General features: G+C 67.7%; 18 protein-coding genes. 13 read left to right on the top strand and 5 right to left on the bottom strand.

Features of this window, described 5'->3' with window-relative positions; all coding sequences use genetic code 11:
* Positions 1 to 120 precede the first annotated feature (120 nt).
* The gene (gene ppa / locus H4O10_RS21315; protein ID WP_005410935.1) at positions 121 to 657 is read right to left on the bottom strand and encodes an inorganic diphosphatase; all 537 of its coding nucleotides are present in this window, start codon (positions 655 to 657) and stop codon (positions 121 to 123) included.
* 184 nt (positions 658 to 841) lie between these two features.
* Here ppa and H4O10_RS21310 point away from each other — a divergent pair, with 184 nt between their 5' ends.
* The 4 genes from H4O10_RS21310 to H4O10_RS21295 all read left to right on the top strand — a co-directional run bounded on the left by H4O10_RS21310 (position 842) and on the right by H4O10_RS21295 (position 6,047).
* Positions 842 to 1,315, top strand: coding sequence for a hypothetical protein (locus H4O10_RS21310; RefSeq protein WP_049396202.1), 474 nt, complete (start codon positions 842 to 844; stop codon positions 1,313 to 1,315).
* A gap of 72 nt (positions 1,316 to 1,387) precedes the next feature.
* Entirely contained in the window at positions 1,388 to 1,888 is a 501-nt protein-coding gene (locus H4O10_RS21305) for an RNA polymerase sigma factor (protein ID WP_005410933.1), read from the top strand.
* 104 nt (positions 1,889 to 1,992) lie between these two features.
* Positions 1,993 to 2,928, top strand: coding sequence for a FecR domain-containing protein (locus H4O10_RS21300; protein ID WP_049453132.1), 936 nt, complete (start codon positions 1,993 to 1,995; stop codon positions 2,926 to 2,928).
* A 200-nt stretch (positions 2,929 to 3,128) separates the two neighbouring features.
* Positions 3,129 to 6,047 carry a TonB-dependent receptor gene (locus H4O10_RS21295; RefSeq protein WP_088470166.1) on the top strand — a complete coding sequence of 973 codons (2,919 nt, stop codon included), beginning with the start codon at positions 3,129 to 3,131 and terminating at the stop codon, positions 6,045 to 6,047.
* 150 nt (positions 6,048 to 6,197) lie between these two features.
* Here the strand turns inward: H4O10_RS21295 and H4O10_RS21290 are convergent, their stop codons facing one another.
* Positions 6,198 to 6,455, bottom strand: coding sequence for a DUF2789 domain-containing protein (locus H4O10_RS21290; RefSeq protein ID WP_005410930.1), 258 nt, complete (start codon positions 6,453 to 6,455; stop codon positions 6,198 to 6,200).
* Positions 6,456 to 6,562: 107 nt separating this feature from the next.
* On the opposite strand from H4O10_RS21290, the gene H4O10_RS21285 reads away from it, so the two are divergent.
* The 5 genes from H4O10_RS21285 to H4O10_RS21265 are packed head-to-tail and all read left to right on the top strand — an operon-like array spanning position 6,563 to position 9,515.
* The gene (locus H4O10_RS21285; RefSeq protein WP_024957126.1) at positions 6,563 to 7,150 is read left to right on the top strand and encodes a biliverdin-producing heme oxygenase; all 588 of its coding nucleotides are present in this window, start codon (positions 6,563 to 6,565) and stop codon (positions 7,148 to 7,150) included.
* 31 nt (positions 7,151 to 7,181) lie between these two features.
* The gene (locus H4O10_RS21280; RefSeq protein WP_049453128.1) at positions 7,182 to 7,649 is read left to right on the top strand and encodes a YbaN family protein; all 468 of its coding nucleotides are present in this window, start codon (positions 7,182 to 7,184) and stop codon (positions 7,647 to 7,649) included.
* Positions 7,636 to 8,364 (top strand): tonB-system energizer ExbB, encoded by a 729-nt coding sequence (gene exbB, locus H4O10_RS21275; protein WP_049453127.1) that lies wholly within the window; start codon positions 7,636 to 7,638, stop codon positions 8,362 to 8,364. The genes H4O10_RS21280 and exbB overlap by 14 nt, the downstream gene beginning before the upstream one ends.
* 9 nt (positions 8,365 to 8,373) lie before the next feature.
* On the top strand, positions 8,374 to 8,799 hold the full coding sequence (gene exbD, locus H4O10_RS21270) for a TonB system transport protein ExbD (RefSeq protein ID WP_005410926.1): 426 nt from the start codon (positions 8,374 to 8,376) through the stop codon (positions 8,797 to 8,799).
* Complete coding sequence (locus tag H4O10_RS21265) at positions 8,796 to 9,515, top strand: energy transducer TonB (protein WP_049453125.1); 720 nt, start codon at positions 8,796 to 8,798, stop codon at positions 9,513 to 9,515. The genes exbD and H4O10_RS21265 overlap by 4 nt, the downstream gene beginning before the upstream one ends.
* Before the next feature lie 78 nt (positions 9,516 to 9,593).
* Here H4O10_RS21265 and H4O10_RS21260 read toward each other — a convergent pair whose 3' ends face one another.
* On the bottom strand, positions 9,594 to 11,621 hold the full coding sequence (locus H4O10_RS21260; RefSeq protein ID WP_005410924.1) for a sodium-translocating pyrophosphatase: 2,028 nt from the start codon (positions 11,619 to 11,621) through the stop codon (positions 9,594 to 9,596).
* Positions 11,622 to 11,929: 308 nt separating this feature from the next.
* Here H4O10_RS21260 and H4O10_RS21255 point away from each other — a divergent pair, with 308 nt between their 5' ends.
* A complete protein-coding gene (locus tag H4O10_RS21255; RefSeq protein WP_012481186.1) occupies positions 11,930 to 12,433 on the top strand; it encodes a hypothetical protein in 504 nt (167 codons plus the stop codon).
* Positions 12,434 to 12,506: 73 nt separating this feature from the next.
* Here H4O10_RS21255 and H4O10_RS21250 read toward each other — a convergent pair whose 3' ends face one another.
* Positions 12,507 to 12,896 (bottom strand): DUF488 family protein, encoded by a 390-nt coding sequence (locus H4O10_RS21250; RefSeq protein WP_049453122.1) that lies wholly within the window; start codon positions 12,894 to 12,896, stop codon positions 12,507 to 12,509.
* A gap of 118 nt (positions 12,897 to 13,014) precedes the next feature.
* Entirely contained in the window at positions 13,015 to 14,271 is a 1,257-nt protein-coding gene (locus H4O10_RS21245; RefSeq protein WP_005410921.1) for a 6-phosphofructokinase, read from the bottom strand.
* Between the two features lie 136 nt (positions 14,272 to 14,407).
* Here H4O10_RS21245 and H4O10_RS21240 point away from each other — a divergent pair, with 136 nt between their 5' ends.
* From H4O10_RS21240 to H4O10_RS21230, 3 genes are all read left to right on the top strand, one after another.
* Positions 14,408 to 14,971 carry an adenylate kinase gene (locus H4O10_RS21240; RefSeq protein ID WP_033835617.1) on the top strand — a complete coding sequence of 188 codons (564 nt, stop codon included), beginning with the start codon at positions 14,408 to 14,410 and terminating at the stop codon, positions 14,969 to 14,971.
* A gap of 329 nt (positions 14,972 to 15,300) precedes the next feature.
* Entirely contained in the window at positions 15,301 to 16,665 is a 1,365-nt protein-coding gene (gene mpl, locus H4O10_RS21235; protein ID WP_024957120.1) for a UDP-N-acetylmuramate:L-alanyl-gamma-D-glutamyl-meso-diaminopimelate ligase, read from the top strand.
* Positions 16,662 to 17,240 (top strand): LON peptidase substrate-binding domain-containing protein, encoded by a 579-nt coding sequence (locus H4O10_RS21230; protein ID WP_012481182.1) that lies wholly within the window; start codon positions 16,662 to 16,664, stop codon positions 17,238 to 17,240. Before mpl ends, H4O10_RS21230 begins: the two co-directional genes overlap by 4 nt.
* Positions 17,241 to 17,434: the final 194 nt, after the last annotated feature.

Below are 17,434 nucleotides of genomic sequence, written 5' to 3'. Positions count from 1 at the left end.
GTCGATGACGTGTGAAGTGACGCAATTTACCTAATACGGCAGCAAGAGTGATGTGCCGTCATCATGAAACGTGACCCGCATCGCTCCGGCAGGGTACCGCCGGAGCGATCCGGTTCAGGCTCAGGCCTTGCTGTCGAGGTGGCGCTGGTGCGCCTCGATCAGGATCTGCTTGGCCTCAGCGGCGCCGCCCCAACCGTCCAGCTTGACCCACTTGCCCTTCTCCAGGTCCTTGTAGTGCTCGAAGAAGTGGCCGATGCGCTCCAGCCAGTGGCTGGACACCTGGGCGATGTCTTCAACGTGGGCGTAGCCACTGAAGATCTTCGAGACCGGCACGGCCAGGATCTTCTCGTCGCTGCCCGCCTCATCGCTCATCTTCAGCACGCCGACCGGACGGCAGCGCACGACCGAGCCCGGCACCAGCGGCAGCGGCAGCACCACCAGCACGTCGGCCGGATCGCCGTCGCCGCACAGGGTGCTCGGCACGTAGCCGTAGTTGCAGGGGTAACGCATCGGGGTGGACAGGATGCGGTCGACGAAGATCGCGCCGGTTTCCTTGTCCACTTCGTACTTCACCGGCTCCGAGTCCTTCGGGATCTCGATGATGACGTTGATTTCTTCCGGCGGGTTCTTGCCGGGCGAGACGAGTTCCAGACCCATGGTCGTGCTCCAGGTGGGGGATATAGACGGATAGCCCCCCATTTTATGCCTTTGCCGGGCGCTGTGCAGAGGGAGGGGCTGACCGCTGCGTGGGGCAGGGACCCACGCGGCAGGCCGGGGTTGGCTGATAGGGCCGGCCGGTGCGGGGGCGCAGGCTGGATCGACCTTGTCAAGGAGTCCGCCGATGAAAGTGTCTGCCCTGCCGTTCGCCCTGTTCTGCATGCTGCTGGTTGCGCCGTTGGCCCAGGCCTCTCCTTACGTCGACCTGATCGACTACCCGCGGCAGGAAGCCAACTGGGACCGCTTCTTTGCCCTGGAGGGACGTCTGCATTACGGGTTCGACGCGATCTGCGGCGATACCTTCTGCGAAGGCGAGTACAGCGATATCCGCGCCCTGCGCCTGCGCTGCTCGGTGGACGCGGTGCGCGGCACGGTGCATGAGTGCCTGTGGGCATTTGCCGCCAGTGACCTGGCTGTGTCGCGGCAAGACGGTGCGATCGTCGCCCGGCAACCGACCTGGCTGTGCCGCCTGCCGCTGGAGCCTGGCACACCGGTGGAAGCCTTCCATGCCGCGCTCGCCGCCCGCAATCCACTGCATGACCCGTTGCCGGGGACCTCGCAGAGCGTCTATGACGGGCTGACCGGGTGCATCCATTGATGCGAACGTGACTGATTCTCATTAACGGAGTAGCATGCGCGGCGCCTTCCGTCTGACGTCCCGGTTCCGCGCATGTCCTCCAATGCCGCCTCCCTCACCGAACTGCTGATCCGCGAGCGGCCTGCGCTGCTGCGCCGGGTGCAGCGCATCCTGGGGGGCGACAACGGCGCAGAGGACGTGATCCAGGCGGTGTGGTTCAAGGCGCGTGGTGTCGATGACAGCCAGGCCATCGACAATCCGCGTGCCTACCTGTACCGGCTGGCCGCCAACCTGGCCACCGACCACGGCCGCGAATCGACCCGGCGCAACCGCCTGCTGGCCGACCACTACCTGTGGGGAGCGGACGAGGTCATCTCGACCGAGGAACAGGCCATGGCCCAGGACGAGCTGCAGCGTGTGCTGGATGCGGCCGGACACCTGCCGGAGCCGACCCGCACCATCTTCCGGCTCAACCGCCTGCAGGGCCTGACCCAGGCCGAGATCGCCCGCCGCCTCGGGGTGTCGGTGACCACCGTCGAGAACCATGTGCGCACCGCGTTGCAACGCCTGGCCTGGGCGCGCAGCGGCCGATGATCGCCCCGGCTTGGGGCTGGCCCTCGCTGAAACGTCTTGATCACTGGACCGTGGATGCGGTCTAGTTCCCCCGCCCGCGCTTGAATGCGCCTGTCCGCCAGCCGATGAGCCCGCCGAACACGCTGCCCGCCGCCAATGACGATGCCCTGGCCGAACAGGCCCGGGGCTGGATTGCGTGGCTGGCCTCGGGTGACATCGGCGAGGGACGCATGCACGAGTTTGAGCGCTGGCTGGCAGAGCCGGGGCACCGCCGGGCCTTCGAGCACGAGCGCACGCTGTGGCGCAGTGTCGGGCCACGCCCGCTGGCCCGGTGTGCCGAACGCCGCCGCCCGCATCGAATGCGCTGGGCGATGGCCGCTGCAGCTGTGCTGGCGATGCTGGTGGCATGGCCGGAGGCCTGGTTGCGGCTGCAGGCCGACCATCGCAGCTCGCACGTCGTGCAGAACGTAACGCTGCCCGATGGCAGCCGCGCAGTGCTGGATGCGGACAGCGCGATCGCCGTGCGCTTCGATGCGCACGCACGCGAGGTCGAGCTCCTGCGCGGGCGCGTCTGGTTCGAGGTCAGCCCGGATGCGCAGCGGCGTTTCAGCGTGCGTGCCGGCAATGGCGTGGTTGAGGACATCTCGACCGCGTTCACCGTCGCGCGTGGCGATGACGGGGTGGAAACCCAGGTCGGGCAGGGCAGGGTGCGTGTGGCCAGCCCGGCCGACGGTGGCTGGACCTATCTGCAGGTGGGCCAGCGCGCCGTCTATGGCGAGCGCAGCGGCGTGACGCGCCTGCAGGATGTGGCGGCCGACAGCGTGGGTGCATGGCGCCAGGGCGAGCTGCTGCTGGAGCAGGCCAGCGTCGCCGACGCCGTGCAATGGGTGGGGCGCTATCGTGCCGGCCCGACGTTCGTGCGCGGAGATCTGTCGCGACTGCCGGCGATCAGTGCGGCGCTGCGCATCGATCGCCCGGAGCAGGCGCTGGATGCGTTGGCGGCGACGGCAGGTCTGCAGGTCACCCGCCTGCCGCTCGGCGTCGCCATCATCCATCAGTAGATCCACGCCATGCGTGAATGATGTTCCCGATGTGCCGGCCACGGTCGGCACCCTCTGCGGCCGCAAATCGCCCTTGGGGTTGCCGTGCGCCCAACCGTCTTACCCCGCGAACGTACCCGCCGCCGCCACGTACGTCGCCGTGTCCGCCTGTGTTGCGGATGACGCCGCGCCTGCGGCACCGATTACCTGACAGGTTCCCCATGTTCGACTTCCACCGTCCGGGCCGCGCGCCGCGCCCGTCCCGCCTGTGCATTGCATTGCTGGCTGCCGGCCTGGCCAGTGCCACGCCATCCGTGCTGGCACAGAACGCCCGTGGCGATCACGCCGCCGTACAGCGCTTCGACATTCCGGCGCAGCCCCTGGACGAGGCGCTGCGCAGCTACATGCGCCAGTCCGGCGTGCAGGTCGTGTATCCGGCCATCCTGGCCCACGGGGTGAGCTCGCGTGCGGTCAATGGCAGCCTGCCGGCCAACGAGGCGCTGCAGCAGCTGCTGCAGGGCAGTGGCCTGGCGGTGCGCCGGGTCAGCGCAGATGCAGTCACGCTGGAAGCGGCGACGCCGGCGCAGGCCGACAGCGGCGTGATCGTCACCGACACGCTCAGCGTGGCCGGCGACCGCGTCGACAGTGGCGCGACCAGCGACGAGGCGCGCCTGCTCGACAGCTATCGCAGCGTCGGTTCCACCACCACGCTCAACCGCACGCAGCTGGAGCGTTTCCGCGGTACGTCCAACGGCGACATCGTCAAGGGCATGGCCGGCGTCACTGCCGGTGACCCACGCGTCGGCAATGGCTTCGACGTCAACATCCGCGGCATCCAGGGCCAGGGCCGCGTGCCGGTGATCATCGACGGTGGCCAGTCCAGCATCGATACCTACCGTGGCTATGCCGGCCAATCGCAGCGTACCTACCTCGACCCGGACCTGATCTCCAGCCTGACCATCACCAAGGGCCCGAGCCTGCAGGCCAACGCCTCTGGCGGCATCGGCGGCGTGGTCGAGATGGAGACGCTGAAGATCGGCGACGTGCTGCGCGAAGGGCGCGACTTCGGCGTGCGCGCGCGTGGCGGCCTGGCCAACAACAGCGCCAACAACCTGCCGTCCTACAGCGCCGCGCCGCGTTCCGATCGCAGCGCCACCGGCAGCCAGTTCTTCAACGTGGCCGCAGCCGGTCACTGGGACCGCTTTGATCTGGTCGCCGCCTATGCCTACCGCGACAATGGCAACTACTTCTCCGGCAAGCACGGCTACGACGACTTCCCACAGACCCGGCGCACGCTGGCACCGCTGAATCCGCCGCGTACCGAGGTCTTCAATACCTCGGCGCGCTCGAAGTCGACGCTGCTCAAGGGCACCTGGCGTATCGACGATGCACAGACCCTGGAAGCGGGCTACCGCCGCTACGAAGGCACCGCCGGCGAGATCATGGCCTCGCAGATCATCCGCGTCGATCGCGACCGCATTCCGCAATGGGATCCGGGCCACGTCGACATGGACAGCTACACCCTGCGCTATCGCTTCAACCCGGACAGCGAGCTGGTCGACCTGCGCGTCAACGCCGCGTACACCGACACCGACAGCGTGATGTACAACAGCCTGACCGGCATCACCCCGTGGTATTTCGATCGTCGTACCGAGTGGTACGACGCGCCCAGCTTCAGTGGTGACCCCGGCTACAAGGATGCCTACCGCAATCCGCTGCGACAGAAGCGCTTCGGACTGGATGCCAGCAACACCTCGAAGTTCGACACACGTGCTGGCGCGTTCACCCTCGACTACGGCCTGTCCTACAGCGATGAGGACATCGCGCCAGGCAGTTCGGGGCCGGTCATGCACGATGACCTGATCAACAACCGCTTCCTGCGCAACGCCGAGCGCAAGGAATACAGCGCCGTGGCCTCGCTGAAGTGGCAGCCCGATGAACACTGGGAACTGCTGGCCGGCGGCCGCTGGAACCGCGTGGATGTGCATGACCGCAACCGCCTGGCCACGCCCGATGCTTATGAGGTGCAGGGCCAGTACCGCTACACCGAACTGCTCAATGGCAACCCGGCGCTGCCGTCGTGGCGGGCCAAGCGCATCGCGCTGCTGAACTGGTATCCGGATGCCAACGGCAACTTCACCCAGGAATCGCTGCTGGCCTCGCCGTACAAGAAGGGCACGGTGGGCGACATCGGTGGCTGGAACTTCTACGACGCCGGCAAGGCGCAGGACCTGGAAGTGCCGGTCAGCTGGACCTGGTCGCAGCCGATCCGCCGTCGCGATAACGCGTTCTCGCCGACCGCCAGCGTGGCCTACCGCTTCAGCGAAGACACCATGGTCTACGTGAAGTACGCCGAAGGCACCAAGCTGCCGAGCCTGTTCGAGACCACGCTGGGCCTGTTCACCGCCGCCAAGCCGGTGGGTGAGTTGAAGCCGGAGCGCGCGCGCAGCTGGGAAATCGGTGCCAGCACCCTCCGCTATGACCTGTTCACTGCCGGCGATCGCCTGGCGCTGAAGCTGGCGTACTTCGATACCCGCATCGACGACCTGATCACCCGTGACTACCGCACGCTGTCGGCGGGCCTGATCCGCAACGTCGACCAGTTCAAGGTCTCGGGCATGGAGTTCCAGTCCAGCTATGACAGCGGCAAGGTATTTGCCGATCTGTCCGCACACTATTACTTCAAGGCCAAGACCTGCGCGCCGGACATCGCCGCCGAGCGCCGTGCCTATGGGGCGCAGCGCAGGAACGGCGAGCTGGCCAACACGCCCGACTGCGTGGACGGCGGCTTCGAGGGCTCGTACACCAATACCCAGAACCCACCGCGCTACATGGTCAACCTGACCCTGGGCTCGCGCCTGTTCGACGAGCGCCTGACCTTCGGCACCCGCGTGGTCCACAACGCCGGCCCGATCAGCAAGCTGGACAAGGACTGGAACGTGGGCCTGTCGGCGATCCAGCAGCTGTACCGGCCAACCACGCTGGTGGACCTGTTCGCCAGCTGGAGCTTCAACGACCAGCTGTCGGTGGAAGCCGGCGTGGACAACCTGACCGACCGCTATTACCTGGACCCGCTGGCCCTGGGCGTGATGCCGGCCCCGGGCCGCACTGCGCGACTGGCGTTGACCTGGAAGTACTGATCGGTCGCGGGTGAGCGGTGGGGCCGGATCCCTTTCCTGCGGAAAGGGCTCTGACCCCAGCGAGCCCCAACCGCCCTCGGTGGGTGCGGACCTTGGTCCGCACCGCTTCTGCCGTGCAATCGACAGCGCCGGGCCACGCCCGGCGTCTATTTACAGCCCGCTCGAAGCCTTTACCGCATCTTCGTGCAGCGACTCGTTCAGCTCATCCACCACCGTGGTCCATGCCGCATCGGCCTGCAGTGATTCGGACAGGAACTGGCGCTGGGCATCGTTCCAGTACGGTGCTTCGACCACTTCGACATCGGTGGCCAGCTGGTGCTCGCGGATGAAGCGGGCGATGCCCTCGGCGCTGGCATCCAGGCCCAGCTGCAGGAACAGGTTGGTCATGCGCGGTTCGGTGGTGATCATCGTCGGTTCCGGATGGACAAGGGGATGGCCCATTATCGGTGTAGACGGCCTTGGGGAAAGCCCCGTGGCAGACGTCTACAGCACGACGACCCCCTTGGCATTCCCCCATGAACGCACACATCGCCCCTGAAGAAAGCCGCAGCCTGCGGCTCAAGGCCGCCACCCGCGACAGCCACGGTGCCCTGGACAAGCGCATCATGGCCGGCGACATCTTCGCCGACCGCAGCAATTTCGCCCGTTTCCTGCGCGTGCAGTATCGCTTCCACCGCAGCATCGATGCGCTGTATGCCAACCCTGCGCTGGACGCACTGCTGCCGGACCTGGGCGAGCGCCGCCGCCTGACCCAGGTCGCGCGCGACCTGCAGGACCTGGAGCAGACCCTGCCGGGGGCTGACATCGCGGCGTTGCCGTCCGATCTGGAACTGCCCGCCGCGTTGGGCTGGCTGTACGTGGCTGAAGGCTCCAACCTGGGCGGCACCATTCTGTACAAGATGGCTGCCAAGCTCGGCCTGGACCGTGATTTTGGCGCCCGCCACCTGGCCGCGCATCCGGATGGCGCGGCGCGCCACTGGCGTGAGTTCACCGCGGCGCTGGACGCGGTACCGCTGAGTGCCGAGCAGGAGCAGCAGGTGATCGATGCGGCCGACGCCGCGTTCCGCAGCGTGCACGGCCACGTCGAAGTGGAATTCGCCTGATGCACGGCGCACGCCCACAGGTGCAGCGCTGATGCGCTGGCTCTGGTTCGCGCTGGGCTGGCTGATGGTCGGGCTCGGGGTGATCGGCGCGTTGCTGCCGGTGATGCCGACCACCATCTTCCTGATCCTGGCCGTGGGCTGCTTCGCGCGCAGCTCGCCGAAGTTCGAGCAGCGCCTGCTGGCGCATCCGCGCTACGGCTCGTCGCTGCGGTTGTGGCGCGAGCAGGGCGCGGTATCGCGCAAGGGCAAGGCGTTTGCCAGTGCCGGCATGGCGCTGGGCTTTGCCCTGTTCTGCTGGGGCGCGCACCCGTCCTGGCGCCTGCTGTTGGGCGTGGGCCTGTTCTTCGCGGTCAGCGCCGGCTACGTGCTGAGCCGACCGGCACCGCGGCTGGAACCCCATCCGGTCGTGGAAGTGGACGACGCCAATGATCCGCGCGCGGCCCGTCGTCGCGCAGCGACCCCTGATGCTGATGGAAACCGAGACGATGCTGCCTGCTGACCTGGTCCCCGTGGCCGCCCCCGCATTGACCCCGTGGGGCATGTACCTGGCCGCCGACGTGGTGGTAAAGGCCGTGATGATCGCGCTGGCACTGGCGTCGCTGGCCACCTGGACCATACTGCTGGCCAAGGGTTGGGAACTGACGCGCCAGGCCCGGCAGCTGCGTGCGGCGCGCGCGCTGTTGCTGCAGTCCGCACAGCTGCCGCCGCAGAGCGAAGAGGCAAGCCTGCGGCAGGGCACCGCGCTGGCGATGCTGGACGCAGCACGCACCGAACTGCGTCTGTCGCAGGATCTGGATAGTCGCGACGGCATCAAGGAGCGCATCGCCTCGCGCCTGGACCGCATCGAGCTGGAGACCGCGCGCGTGCAGCGGCGTGGCATCGGTGTGCTCGCCAGCATCGGCGCGGTGGCGCCCTTCGTCGGCCTGTTCGGCACGGTGTGGGGCATCATGAACAGTTTCATCGGCATCGCACACAGCAACACTACCAACCTGGCGGTGGTTGCGCCCGGCATCGCCGAGGCCCTGCTGGCGACCGCACTCGGCCTGGTCGCGGCGATTCCCGCGGTACTGGTCTACAACCATTTCAGCCGCGTGCTGGCCGGCCTGCGGGGCCTGCTCGGCGATCTGTCGGCGGCCGTGCAGCAGCTGGTCTCGCGCGATCTTGATCGTGCCGTGCCGCGTACCGCAGCAGCACCGCTGCGCGCGGTGCACTGAGGCGCGACGATGGCGATCAGGACCGCGTCCGACCGCGACGACGCACCGGAAGAAGCACACGAGATCAACGTCACGCCCTTCATCGACGTGATGCTGGTGCTGCTGATCATCTTCATGGTAGCCGCACCGCTGGCCACCGTATCAGTGCCCGTGCAGCTGCCGGCCAGCAGCGCCAGTGCCACGCCGCCCGAACAGGCGCCGGTGTATGTGACCGTGCAGGCCGATCTGTCGCTGCGCGTGGGCGAGCAGGCGGTGGCGCGTGACGGGCTGGCCGCTGCATTGCAGGCGGCCACCCACGGCGACACCGCGCAGCGCATCTTCCTGCGTGCCGATACCCGCGTGCCTTACGGTGAACTGATGGCGACGCTGGACGCGCTGCGTGGCGCAGGCTACTTGAAGGTGGCACTGGTTGGACTGGAGCAAGGCGCGCGATGAGCGGATTGCGGCGCTGGGCGACCAGCCTGGTGATCGTGCTGCTGGTGCACGCGCTGCTGATCGGCGCGGCCTGCTGGTGGGCGACGCGCGCACCGGTACTGGCTGCGACGGCGCCGCCCGCCGCGCTGATGCTGGAACTGGCACCGATGGCGCAGGCACCGCCGGTGCCGCCGCGCGAGGTCGCCACCGGTCCACTGCAGCAGCAACAGCAGCGGCAGGCGCCGAAGCCGGCCCTGCGCGAGCAACCGAAGGCGCCGGTGCAGCCGCAGGGTGACCTGCCACCGCCGCGTACACCAGAGCCGACGCCCTCGCCGGATGTCGCCGACACCAATGTCGCGCAGACCAGCGCACCGCCACAGGTGGCCGCTGACGCCGCCGCGCGCTACGCCGCACCGCAGACCACGGCGGGTGAGCGCAGTCGCGCCGAGGCAAGCTGGGAAGGTCGCCTGCTGGGGCACCTGCAGAAGCATCGCCGCTATCCGCGCCAGGCCGAGCGGCTGCGCCAGCAGGGCGTGGTCTACGTGCGCTTTGCCGTGGCCCGCGATGGCGCGGTCTCGGGGTTGAAGCTGGGCCGCAGCAGTGGCTTCGCGCTGCTTGACCAGGAGACGCTGGACACCGTGCAGCGCGCCAGCCCGGTACCGGCGCCGCCGGCCGAAGTGGCCGGCGACCCGGTGGACGTGATGGTGCCGGTGTCGTTCTTCCTGCGCGGGCGGTGATTGACGGTGGGCTCGGATCCCTTTCCCCAGGAAAGGGCTCTGACCCCATCGAGGCCGTCATCCACGCATGGCGTGGATCTACAACAGCGGCACCAGCAGCAGCGCGACGATGTTGATGATCTTGATCAGCGGATTGATCGCCGGGCCGGCCGTGTCCTTGTACGGGTCACCGACGGTATCGCCGGTCACCGCAGCCTTGTGCGCCTCGCTGCCCTTGCCGCCGAAGTGGCCATCTTCGATGTACTTCTTGGCGTTGTCCCAGGCGCCACCGCCGGTGGTCATCGAAATGGCCACGAACAGGCCGGTCACGATCGTGCCGATCAGCAGGCCACCCAGTGCGCGTGGCCCCAGCAGCAGGCCGACCACCACCGGCACCGCCACCGGCAGCAGCGAGGGCACGATCATTTCGCGGATCGCCGAGCGGGTCAGCATGTCCACCGCCTTGTCGTACTGCGGCTTGCCGGTGCCCTGCATGATGCCGGGGATCTCGCGGAACTGGCGACGTACTTCCTCCACCACCGCACCCGCCGCGCGGCCGACCGCTTCCATCGCCATCGCACCGAACAGGTAGGGAATCAGGCCGCCGATCAGCAGGCCGATGATCACCGTGTGGTCGCTGAGGTCGAAGCGGAATTCCTGCCCCGGATGTGCAGCCTGCAGGTTGTGCGTGTAGTCCGCGAACAGCACCAATGCGGCCAGTGCGGCCGAACCGATCGCATAGCCCTTGGTCACCGCCTTGGTGGTGTTGCCAACCGCATCCAGTGGATCGGTGATGTCGCGGATCTCCGAGGGCAGCTCGGCCATCTCGGCAATCCCACCGGCGTTGTCGGTGATCGGCCCGTAGGCATCGAGAGCGACGATCATGCCGGCCATCGACAGCATCGCGGTGGCGGCGATGGCGATGCCGTACAGCCCACCCAGCGCGAACGCGCCCCAGATCGCCGCACACACGGCCACCACCGGCAGCGCGGTGGACTTCATCGAGATGCCGAGGCCGGCGATGATGTTGGTGCCGTGGCCGGTGGTCGAGGCCTGCGCCACGTGCTGCACCGGCTTGTACTGGGTGCCGGTGTAGTACTCGGTGATCCACACGATCAGCCCGGTCAGGACCAGGCCGATCAACGCGCAGCCGTACAGGGCCATCGGCCCGTGCACGTTGTCACCCATCAGGCCGGTAGTGATCGGGTAGAAGGCGATGGCGGCCAGCACGCCGGAGACGATCACGCCCTTGTACAGCGCGCCCATGATCGAGCCGCCAGGCTTCACTTTGACGAACAGCGCGCCGATGATCGAGGCGATGATCGATACGCCGCCCAGCACCAGCGGATACAGCACCGCATTGGCGCCTGCCTCGGCCAGCATCAGGCTGCCCAGCAGCATCGTTGCGATGACGGTCACCGCGTAGGTCTCGAACAGATCGGCGGCCATGCCGGCGCAGTCGCCCACGTTGTCACCCACGTTGTCGGCGATCACCGCCGGGTTGCGCGGGTCGTCCTCGGGAATGCCGGCTTCCACCTTGCCGACCAGATCGGCGCCGACGTCGGCGCCCTTGGTGAAGATGCCACCGCCCAGCCGCGCGAAGATCGAGATCAGCGACGAGCCGAAGGCCAGGCCGACCAGCGCATGCAGCGCCTGTTCCATCGGCAGGCCCATGCGCAGCAGCAGCGCGTAGTAACCGGCCACGCCCAGCAGGCCGAGGCCGACCACCAGCATGCCGGTGATGGCACCGCCGCGGAAGGCGACGTCCATTGCGGCGCTGATGCCGTGGCGTGCAGCTTCGGCAGTGCGCACGTTGGCGCGTACCGACACGTTCATGCCGATGTAGCCGGCCGCGCCGGACAGTACCGCGCCGACCGCGAAGCCGATCGCGGTGTACCAGCTGAGGAACACACCGACCAGCACGAACAGCACCACACCGGCCACGCCAATGGTCAGGTACTGGCGGTTGAGATAGGCACGCGCACCTTCCTGGATCGCCGTGGCGATCGCGATCATGCGTTCATTGCCGGTGGGTTGGCGCAGGATCCAGCGCGCCGAGACGATTCCGAACAGGATCGCGAGAATGGCGCAGCCCAGCGCCAGTGACAGCCCGTGACGTTCCAGCATTAGACCCCTCCGCAGAATGGATGTAGGCATCCAGTGGCGATGAACGGCACCACGAGGGGGACGACGGGCTGCAGCCTGGAACCAACCCGTACCGACCTTGGCGGTCGTCCGACGTATGGCGGTGTTCAGCATTCCCTGGTGCCCGCAGTATGCGTGCCGCGCACTGTAGAGTCGAGCCGTGCTCGACTGGCTTCTGCGAGCCGCAGCGCATGCCGCCAGTCAATGGGCTTGATTCGAGAGCCACCGGCCTTTGCACCCTGTTAAGCCAGCCTCTGCAAGCCTGCGTGGAGTCCTGAAGGAGATCCCCCATGCGCCTGTCCCTGTTGATGCTTGCCGCCCTGGTCCCGGCTGTACCGGCACTCGCCGCGGAAACCCCGGAGCTACAGCGCGCCGTGGGCGCTCCGCAGGCGGTAGGGGCGGTGCATACGCTGCGGCAGATCCCCGAGGCCTGTGCGCGCCTGGAAGGCGCCTTCACCGGGCAGGCGGCCGAGCCGTACCGCTTCTCTGCGGTGCGTACGAGCGAACAATGCCAGCCACGCGCGCGCTTCGTCGACTACGCCAAGGCGCAGCCAAGTGCCGACAAGGGCTGGAAGCTCAATGATGTGATCCGCGTGCCCAGCGCCGCGTGCCCGGCGCAGCAGGCGGTGGTGCGCGTGTGGCGGCTGCCGTCGACCAACAAGGTGGAGCTGGACGGTCAGGGCCAGTCACGCATCTATCTGGAAGAGGCCAGGAAGCAGGCCGCTGCCGGCCAGATTCCGCAGGTAACGATGTTCGCCGCGCAGCTGCAGGTGGAAGGCAAGGCCTGCAATTGAATTTTGCGTGGGCGGTGTACCCACGCGGTCATCCACGGGTAGTGCCGGCCGCTGGCCGGCAACCCTGCAATCATCACTCCGCCAGCGTCGCCCCGCGCGCCACCAGCAGCTCGCGCAAAGCCCTGCGATGGCAGTGCGCCTCATCCTCGCAGTAGCACCCCACGCTGATGTCGTTGTGCTGCGACAGTGCGGCAAGCAGGTCCAGTGCATGGGCGGCATCGGGCGCTTTCATCTCGGCCTTGTAGTGGCGGAAGAACGCGGTCCAGTCGGCGGCCGTCTTCGCCTCATGCGCCCGCTTCACCAGTTCCGCGCTGGGTGACAGGATTGGGAACCAGACGTCGTACCAGTCCTGTCTGGCGAACTCGCTGCGCGGCACGCCGCGCGGCGGCCGCCGCACGGTGCCGATGCGCAGGCCCTCGCCAGGCACGCGCGGCGTACCGAGTCGAACAACACGCAATGCCATGGTGTGCCTCCACTAAAAGGGGACGGAGGGGATTAAGTCGTATCCGACCCACTACTGACGCTGTTGGAGATGACAGAGGGGCGTATGCGACTTAATCCCCTCCGTCCCCTTTTTCGGGTCAGCCCTCGAACGGCGGCAGCTTCTGCTTCACCGCCACGTTCTTCAGGGTGACGTACTTCGGCAGGCCGTCGGCGCCATACGGCAGCGGTGCTTCGCCCTTGATCAGCGGCGACAGGTAGGCCCGCGCCCTGGCGGTGATGCCGAAGCCGTCGCGGCGGATGAAGCCGGCGGGCATCTTCTTTTCATGGTTGGCGATCTTCGACAGTGGCGCCGCCTCGATCTTCCAGCGATAGGGCGCATCGCTGCTGCGCACGATCACCGGCATCACGCCGTTCTGGCCCTTCAGCGCCAGCTGCACGGCGGCCTTGCCGACCGCCTGCGCCTGCTCCCAGTCGGTCCTGCTGGCCAGGTGCCGGGCCGAGCGCTGCAGGTAGTCGGGCAGCGCCCAGTGCACCTTCAGGCCCAGCTGGTCCTTGACCCGGCCGGCAAGGTGCGCGGCCACGCCACCCAGCTGCGAGTGGCCGAACGAGTCCTTGCCGCCGCCAGCGTCAGCGACGAAGCGGCCATCGGCGGTGGCGATGCCCTCCGACGCCACCACCACGCAGTAGCCGACGCGCTCGACCACGGCCTTCACCTTGGCCAGGAACGCCGCCTCGTCATAGGCGCGTTCGGGCAGCAGGATGATGTGCGGCGCTTCGTCATCGCCGTTGCCGGCAAGGCCGGCGGCCGCGGCCAGCCAGCCGGCGTGGCGGCCCATCGCCTCGTAGATGAAGACGCGGGTGGAGGTCTCGGCCATCGCCGCCACGTCCAGTGCCGCTTCCCGCACCGACACCGCGGTGTACTTGGCCGCCGAGCCGAAGCCGGGGCAGGTGTCGGTCACTGCCAGGTCGTTGTCGATGGTCTTGGGCACGCCGATGCAGGTCAGGTCGTAGCCGGAGGCCTTGGCCAGCTGCGAGACCTTCAGCGCGGTATCGGCCGAGTCATTGCCGCCGTTGTAGAGGAACCAGCGCACGTCGTGCGCGCGCAGCACCTCCAGCAGGCGGTCGTAGCGGGCGCGGTCGGCGTCCAGCGATTTCAGCTTGACCCGGCAGGAGCCGAAGGCGCCGCCCGGGGTATGGGCGAGGGCGCGGATGGCCGCAGCGCTCTCCTTGCTGGTGTCGATCAGTTCCTCGCGCAGCGCGCCGAGGATGCCGTTGCGCGCGGCCAGGACCTTGATGCCCTTGGCCCGGGCCTGCTCGATCACTGCCGCCGCCGTGGCGTTGATGACCGCGGTGACACCACCGGATTGGGCGTAGAGGAGAGTACCGTTGCGCATGCGTCTACCTGCTCGGGGGAAAGGACATTGCAGGGACATTACCCGGATGCGGTAAAGTGGCGCTATTGCGGTGCAGCGATACCGGTCCGTCCGGGACGCGAACCTTCTTTGTTTTCAACACGTTGGAGTCAGGTCAATGCGATTGGTTCTGTTGGGACCGCCCGGTTCGGGCAAGGGGACACAGGCGACGCGCCTGAAGGAAAAGCTGGGGATCGCCCACATTTCGACCGGTGACATGCTGCGCGCGGAAATCGCCGCGGGCACGGAGCTGGGCAAGCAGGCCAAGACGGTGATGGATGCCGGCAACCTGGTGTCGGATGACATCCTGCTGGGCATGCTGGAGTCGCGCCTGACCCAGCCCGATGTCGCCAAGGGCTTCATTCTTGATGGCTACCCGCGCAACGTGGCCCAGGCCAATGCGATGGACGGCCTGCTGGCCAAGATCGGCCAGCCGCTGGATGCCGTGGTGCAGCTGGACGTGGCCACCGAGCTGCTGGTCGAGCGCATCGCCGGTCGTGCCAAGGAACAGGGCCGCGCCGACGACACGCCGGACGCGGTGCGCCAGCGCCTGCAGGTCTACAACGACCAGACCGCCCCGGTGGTCGACTTCTACGCCGGCCGTGGCACCCTGGCCCGCGTCGATGGCGTCGGTGAGCTGGACGAGATCGAAGCCCGCATCCTGGCGGCGATCAAGGGTTGATCCGGCGGGGCCGGTCTGTTGCCGGCCCTTCGGGCGCAAAAAAACACAGGCCTGGTCCGTGAGGATCAGGCCTGTGTCGTTTGACAGGCGCCAGCGAAGGGCTTGCTCAGGGCCCCGCAGCATGAGCTCCCTTGGGGATGGCCTCTTGGGGAGTAGGACCGGTTCGGGTACTGCGGCTGGCAGTTCGAATTGTGTCCGGGTTCACAGAACATCGCTATCGGGAATTCCCTGACAGGTGATTGGAGTTTTCTCACATCCCGTGTAGGACTTGTCTTACCCGGGGGCGGACATTGGCCCTATACAGCCGTCATCGGTCACAATCCTCGGTCATGAGCAGCGTACATATCCTTGCAATCGCCGGCACCTTCATGGGCGGCGTGGCCGCCCTGGCGCGGGAACTGGGCCATACGGTCAGCGGCAGCGACCAGGCCATCTATCCGCCGATGTCGACCCAGCTCGAGCAGCTGGGCATCGCCCTGGACCAGGGCTACCGCGCCGACAGCGTGCCGGCCGGCACCGATGACGTGGTGATCGGCAACGCCCTCTCGCGCGGCAATGCCGCCGTTGAGGCCGTGCTCGACGCCGGCCAGCGCTACATTTCGGGAGCGCAATGGCTGTCCGAACAGGTACTGCCGGGTCGCGACACCCTGGCCGTGGCAGGTACCCATGGCAAGACCACCACCACCACCATCCTCACCTGGCTGCTGGAAAGCGCCGGTCGTTCGCCCGGTTTCCTGATCGGCGGCGTCGCCGAGGATTTCGGCGTCTCCGCCCGGCTGGGCCAGGGCCGCGAGTTCGTGGTCGAGGCCGACGAGTACGACACCGCGTTCTTCGACAAGCGCAGCAAGTTCGTGCACTACCGGCCGCTGGTGGCCATCCTCAACAACCTTGAATACGACCACGCCGACATCTTCCCGGACGTGGCCGCGATCCAGCGCCAGTTCCACCACCTGGTGCGCACGGTGCCGGCGCGTGGCCGACTGATCGTCAACGGCGAGGACCCGCATCTGGCCGAAGTGCTGGCGATGGGCTGCTGGACCCCGGTCGAGCGCTTCGGCTTCGACCCGTCGCTGGAATGGCATGCCGAGCTGCTGGCCGCCGATGGCAGCGCCTTCCGCGTACACCACCGCGGGCAGGCAATGGGCGATGTGCACTGGTCGTTGCTGGGCCGCCACAACGTGCTCAACGGCCTGGCTGCGCTGGCTGCCGCACATGCGGTGGGCGTGGCGCCGGCCGACGTGATTCCTGCGCTGGCGCGCTTCCGCAGCGTCAAGCGCCGCATGGAAGTGATCGGCCGCCATGACGGCATCACCATCTACGACGATTTCGCCCATCACCCGACCGCGATCGCCACCACGCTGGAAGGCCTGCGTGCCAAGGTGGGTGACGCGCGCATCGTGGTCGCGATGGAGCCGCGCAGCAATTCGATGCGGCTGGGCGCTCACGCGCAGGCGCTGGCCCCGTCGCTGGCGTTGGCTGACGAGGTGGTGTTCCTGCATCGCCCGGAACTGGCCTGGGATGCGGCCGCGGTGATCGCCGCAGTGCGAGGCGAAGCGCACGCGGTGCCCGATACCGACGCGCTGCTGGCGCAGTTGCAGGCCAGCGCGCGCAGCGGCGACCACGTGGTGTTCATGTCCAATGGGGGCTTCGACGGCGCACCGCGCCGCTTCCTCGCCGCGCTGCAGGCCCGATGAGCAGCGACACATCACTGCCGCTGTTTCCGCTGCACACCACGCTGGTGCCGGGTGCAGCGGTCGGCCTGCGCGTGTTCGAGCGGCGTTACCTGGATCTGGTCCGCGACAGCGGCCGCAGTGGCGAGGGCTTCGGTGTCTGCCTGATCCTCGACGGCCAGGAAGTGGGAGCCCCGGCGACACCGGCAGCGTATGGCGTGCAGGTACGCATCGAAGACTTCGATGTCGGCGCCGACGGTGTGCTGCAGTTGCGCCTGCGAGGCACCCGCCGCTTCCATGTCGAGCGCACCCGCGTACGCGACAACGGCCTGGTGGTGGCCGACGTGCGCTGGTGCGACGAAGACCCCGACGATGAGCTGCGGCCGCAGCATGCGCTGCTGGCCACGGTGCTGGGGCACATCATCGAGCAGGCCGGTGAGGCCTATGCGCCGGCCAATCCGGCGTTGCTGGACCAGGCCAGCTGGGTTGGCTGGCGGCTGGCCGAACTGCTGCCGCTGAGCGAGCAGCAGCGCCTGCAGCTGCTGCAGATGGACGACCCGCACCAGCGGTTGCAGCAGTTGCTGGGCTGGATGCCGTAGCAGCCTGCCTCGGGTGGGTGTGCACCTTGGTGCACACGCTGATGCATGCGGGGAATGTCATTCACGTATGGCGTGGATCTTATCTCTTGCCAATCTGGCACCTTGGGTGCCGAGAGCCCGGCGTGGGCGACCGTGTGGATCCAGGTCTTGCGACCGAGAAGTAGCTTGGGTCCCCACGCCGGATTCTCCCTGAA

Origin of the sequence: Stenotrophomonas sp. I18B00994 (assembly GCF_014145825.1) — a bacterium.
Taxonomy (GTDB): Bacteria; Pseudomonadota; Gammaproteobacteria; order Xanthomonadales; family Xanthomonadaceae; genus Stenotrophomonas; species Stenotrophomonas maltophilia.
This window is presented reverse-complemented; position numbering and strand designations above follow the sequence as displayed.

Coding starts and splice junctions, on each gene's coding strand:
- ppa (WP_005410935.1), bottom strand. CDS start 657: ATGGGTCTGGAACTCGTCTCGCCCGGCAAGAACCCGCCGGAAGAAATC.
- H4O10_RS21310 (WP_049396202.1), top strand. CDS start 842: ATGAAAGTGTCTGCCCTGCCGTTCGCCCTGTTCTGCATGCTGCTGGTT.
- H4O10_RS21305 (WP_005410933.1), top strand. CDS start 1,388: ATGTCCTCCAATGCCGCCTCCCTCACCGAACTGCTGATCCGCGAGCGG.
- H4O10_RS21300 (WP_049453132.1), top strand. CDS start 1,993: ATGAGCCCGCCGAACACGCTGCCCGCCGCCAATGACGATGCCCTGGCC.
- H4O10_RS21295 (WP_088470166.1), top strand. CDS start 3,129: ATGTTCGACTTCCACCGTCCGGGCCGCGCGCCGCGCCCGTCCCGCCTG.
- H4O10_RS21290 (WP_005410930.1), bottom strand. CDS start 6,455: ATGATCACCACCGAACCGCGCATGACCAACCTGTTCCTGCAGCTGGGC.
- H4O10_RS21285 (WP_024957126.1), top strand. CDS start 6,563: ATGAACGCACACATCGCCCCTGAAGAAAGCCGCAGCCTGCGGCTCAAG.
- H4O10_RS21280 (WP_049453128.1), top strand. CDS start 7,182: ATGCGCTGGCTCTGGTTCGCGCTGGGCTGGCTGATGGTCGGGCTCGGG.
- exbB (WP_049453127.1), top strand. CDS start 7,636: ATGCTGCCTGCTGACCTGGTCCCCGTGGCCGCCCCCGCATTGACCCCG.
- exbD (WP_005410926.1), top strand. CDS start 8,374: ATGGCGATCAGGACCGCGTCCGACCGCGACGACGCACCGGAAGAAGCA.
- H4O10_RS21265 (WP_049453125.1), top strand. CDS start 8,796: ATGAGCGGATTGCGGCGCTGGGCGACCAGCCTGGTGATCGTGCTGCTG.
- H4O10_RS21260 (WP_005410924.1), bottom strand. CDS start 11,621: ATGCTGGAACGTCACGGGCTGTCACTGGCGCTGGGCTGCGCCATTCTC.
- H4O10_RS21255 (WP_012481186.1), top strand. CDS start 11,930: ATGCGCCTGTCCCTGTTGATGCTTGCCGCCCTGGTCCCGGCTGTACCG.
- H4O10_RS21250 (WP_049453122.1), bottom strand. CDS start 12,896: ATGGCATTGCGTGTTGTTCGACTCGGTACGCCGCGCGTGCCTGGCGAG.
- H4O10_RS21245 (WP_005410921.1), bottom strand. CDS start 14,271: ATGCGCAACGGTACTCTCCTCTACGCCCAATCCGGTGGTGTCACCGCG.
- H4O10_RS21240 (WP_033835617.1), top strand. CDS start 14,408: ATGCGATTGGTTCTGTTGGGACCGCCCGGTTCGGGCAAGGGGACACAG.
- mpl (WP_024957120.1), top strand. CDS start 15,301: ATGAGCAGCGTACATATCCTTGCAATCGCCGGCACCTTCATGGGCGGC.
- H4O10_RS21230 (WP_012481182.1), top strand. CDS start 16,662: ATGAGCAGCGACACATCACTGCCGCTGTTTCCGCTGCACACCACGCTG.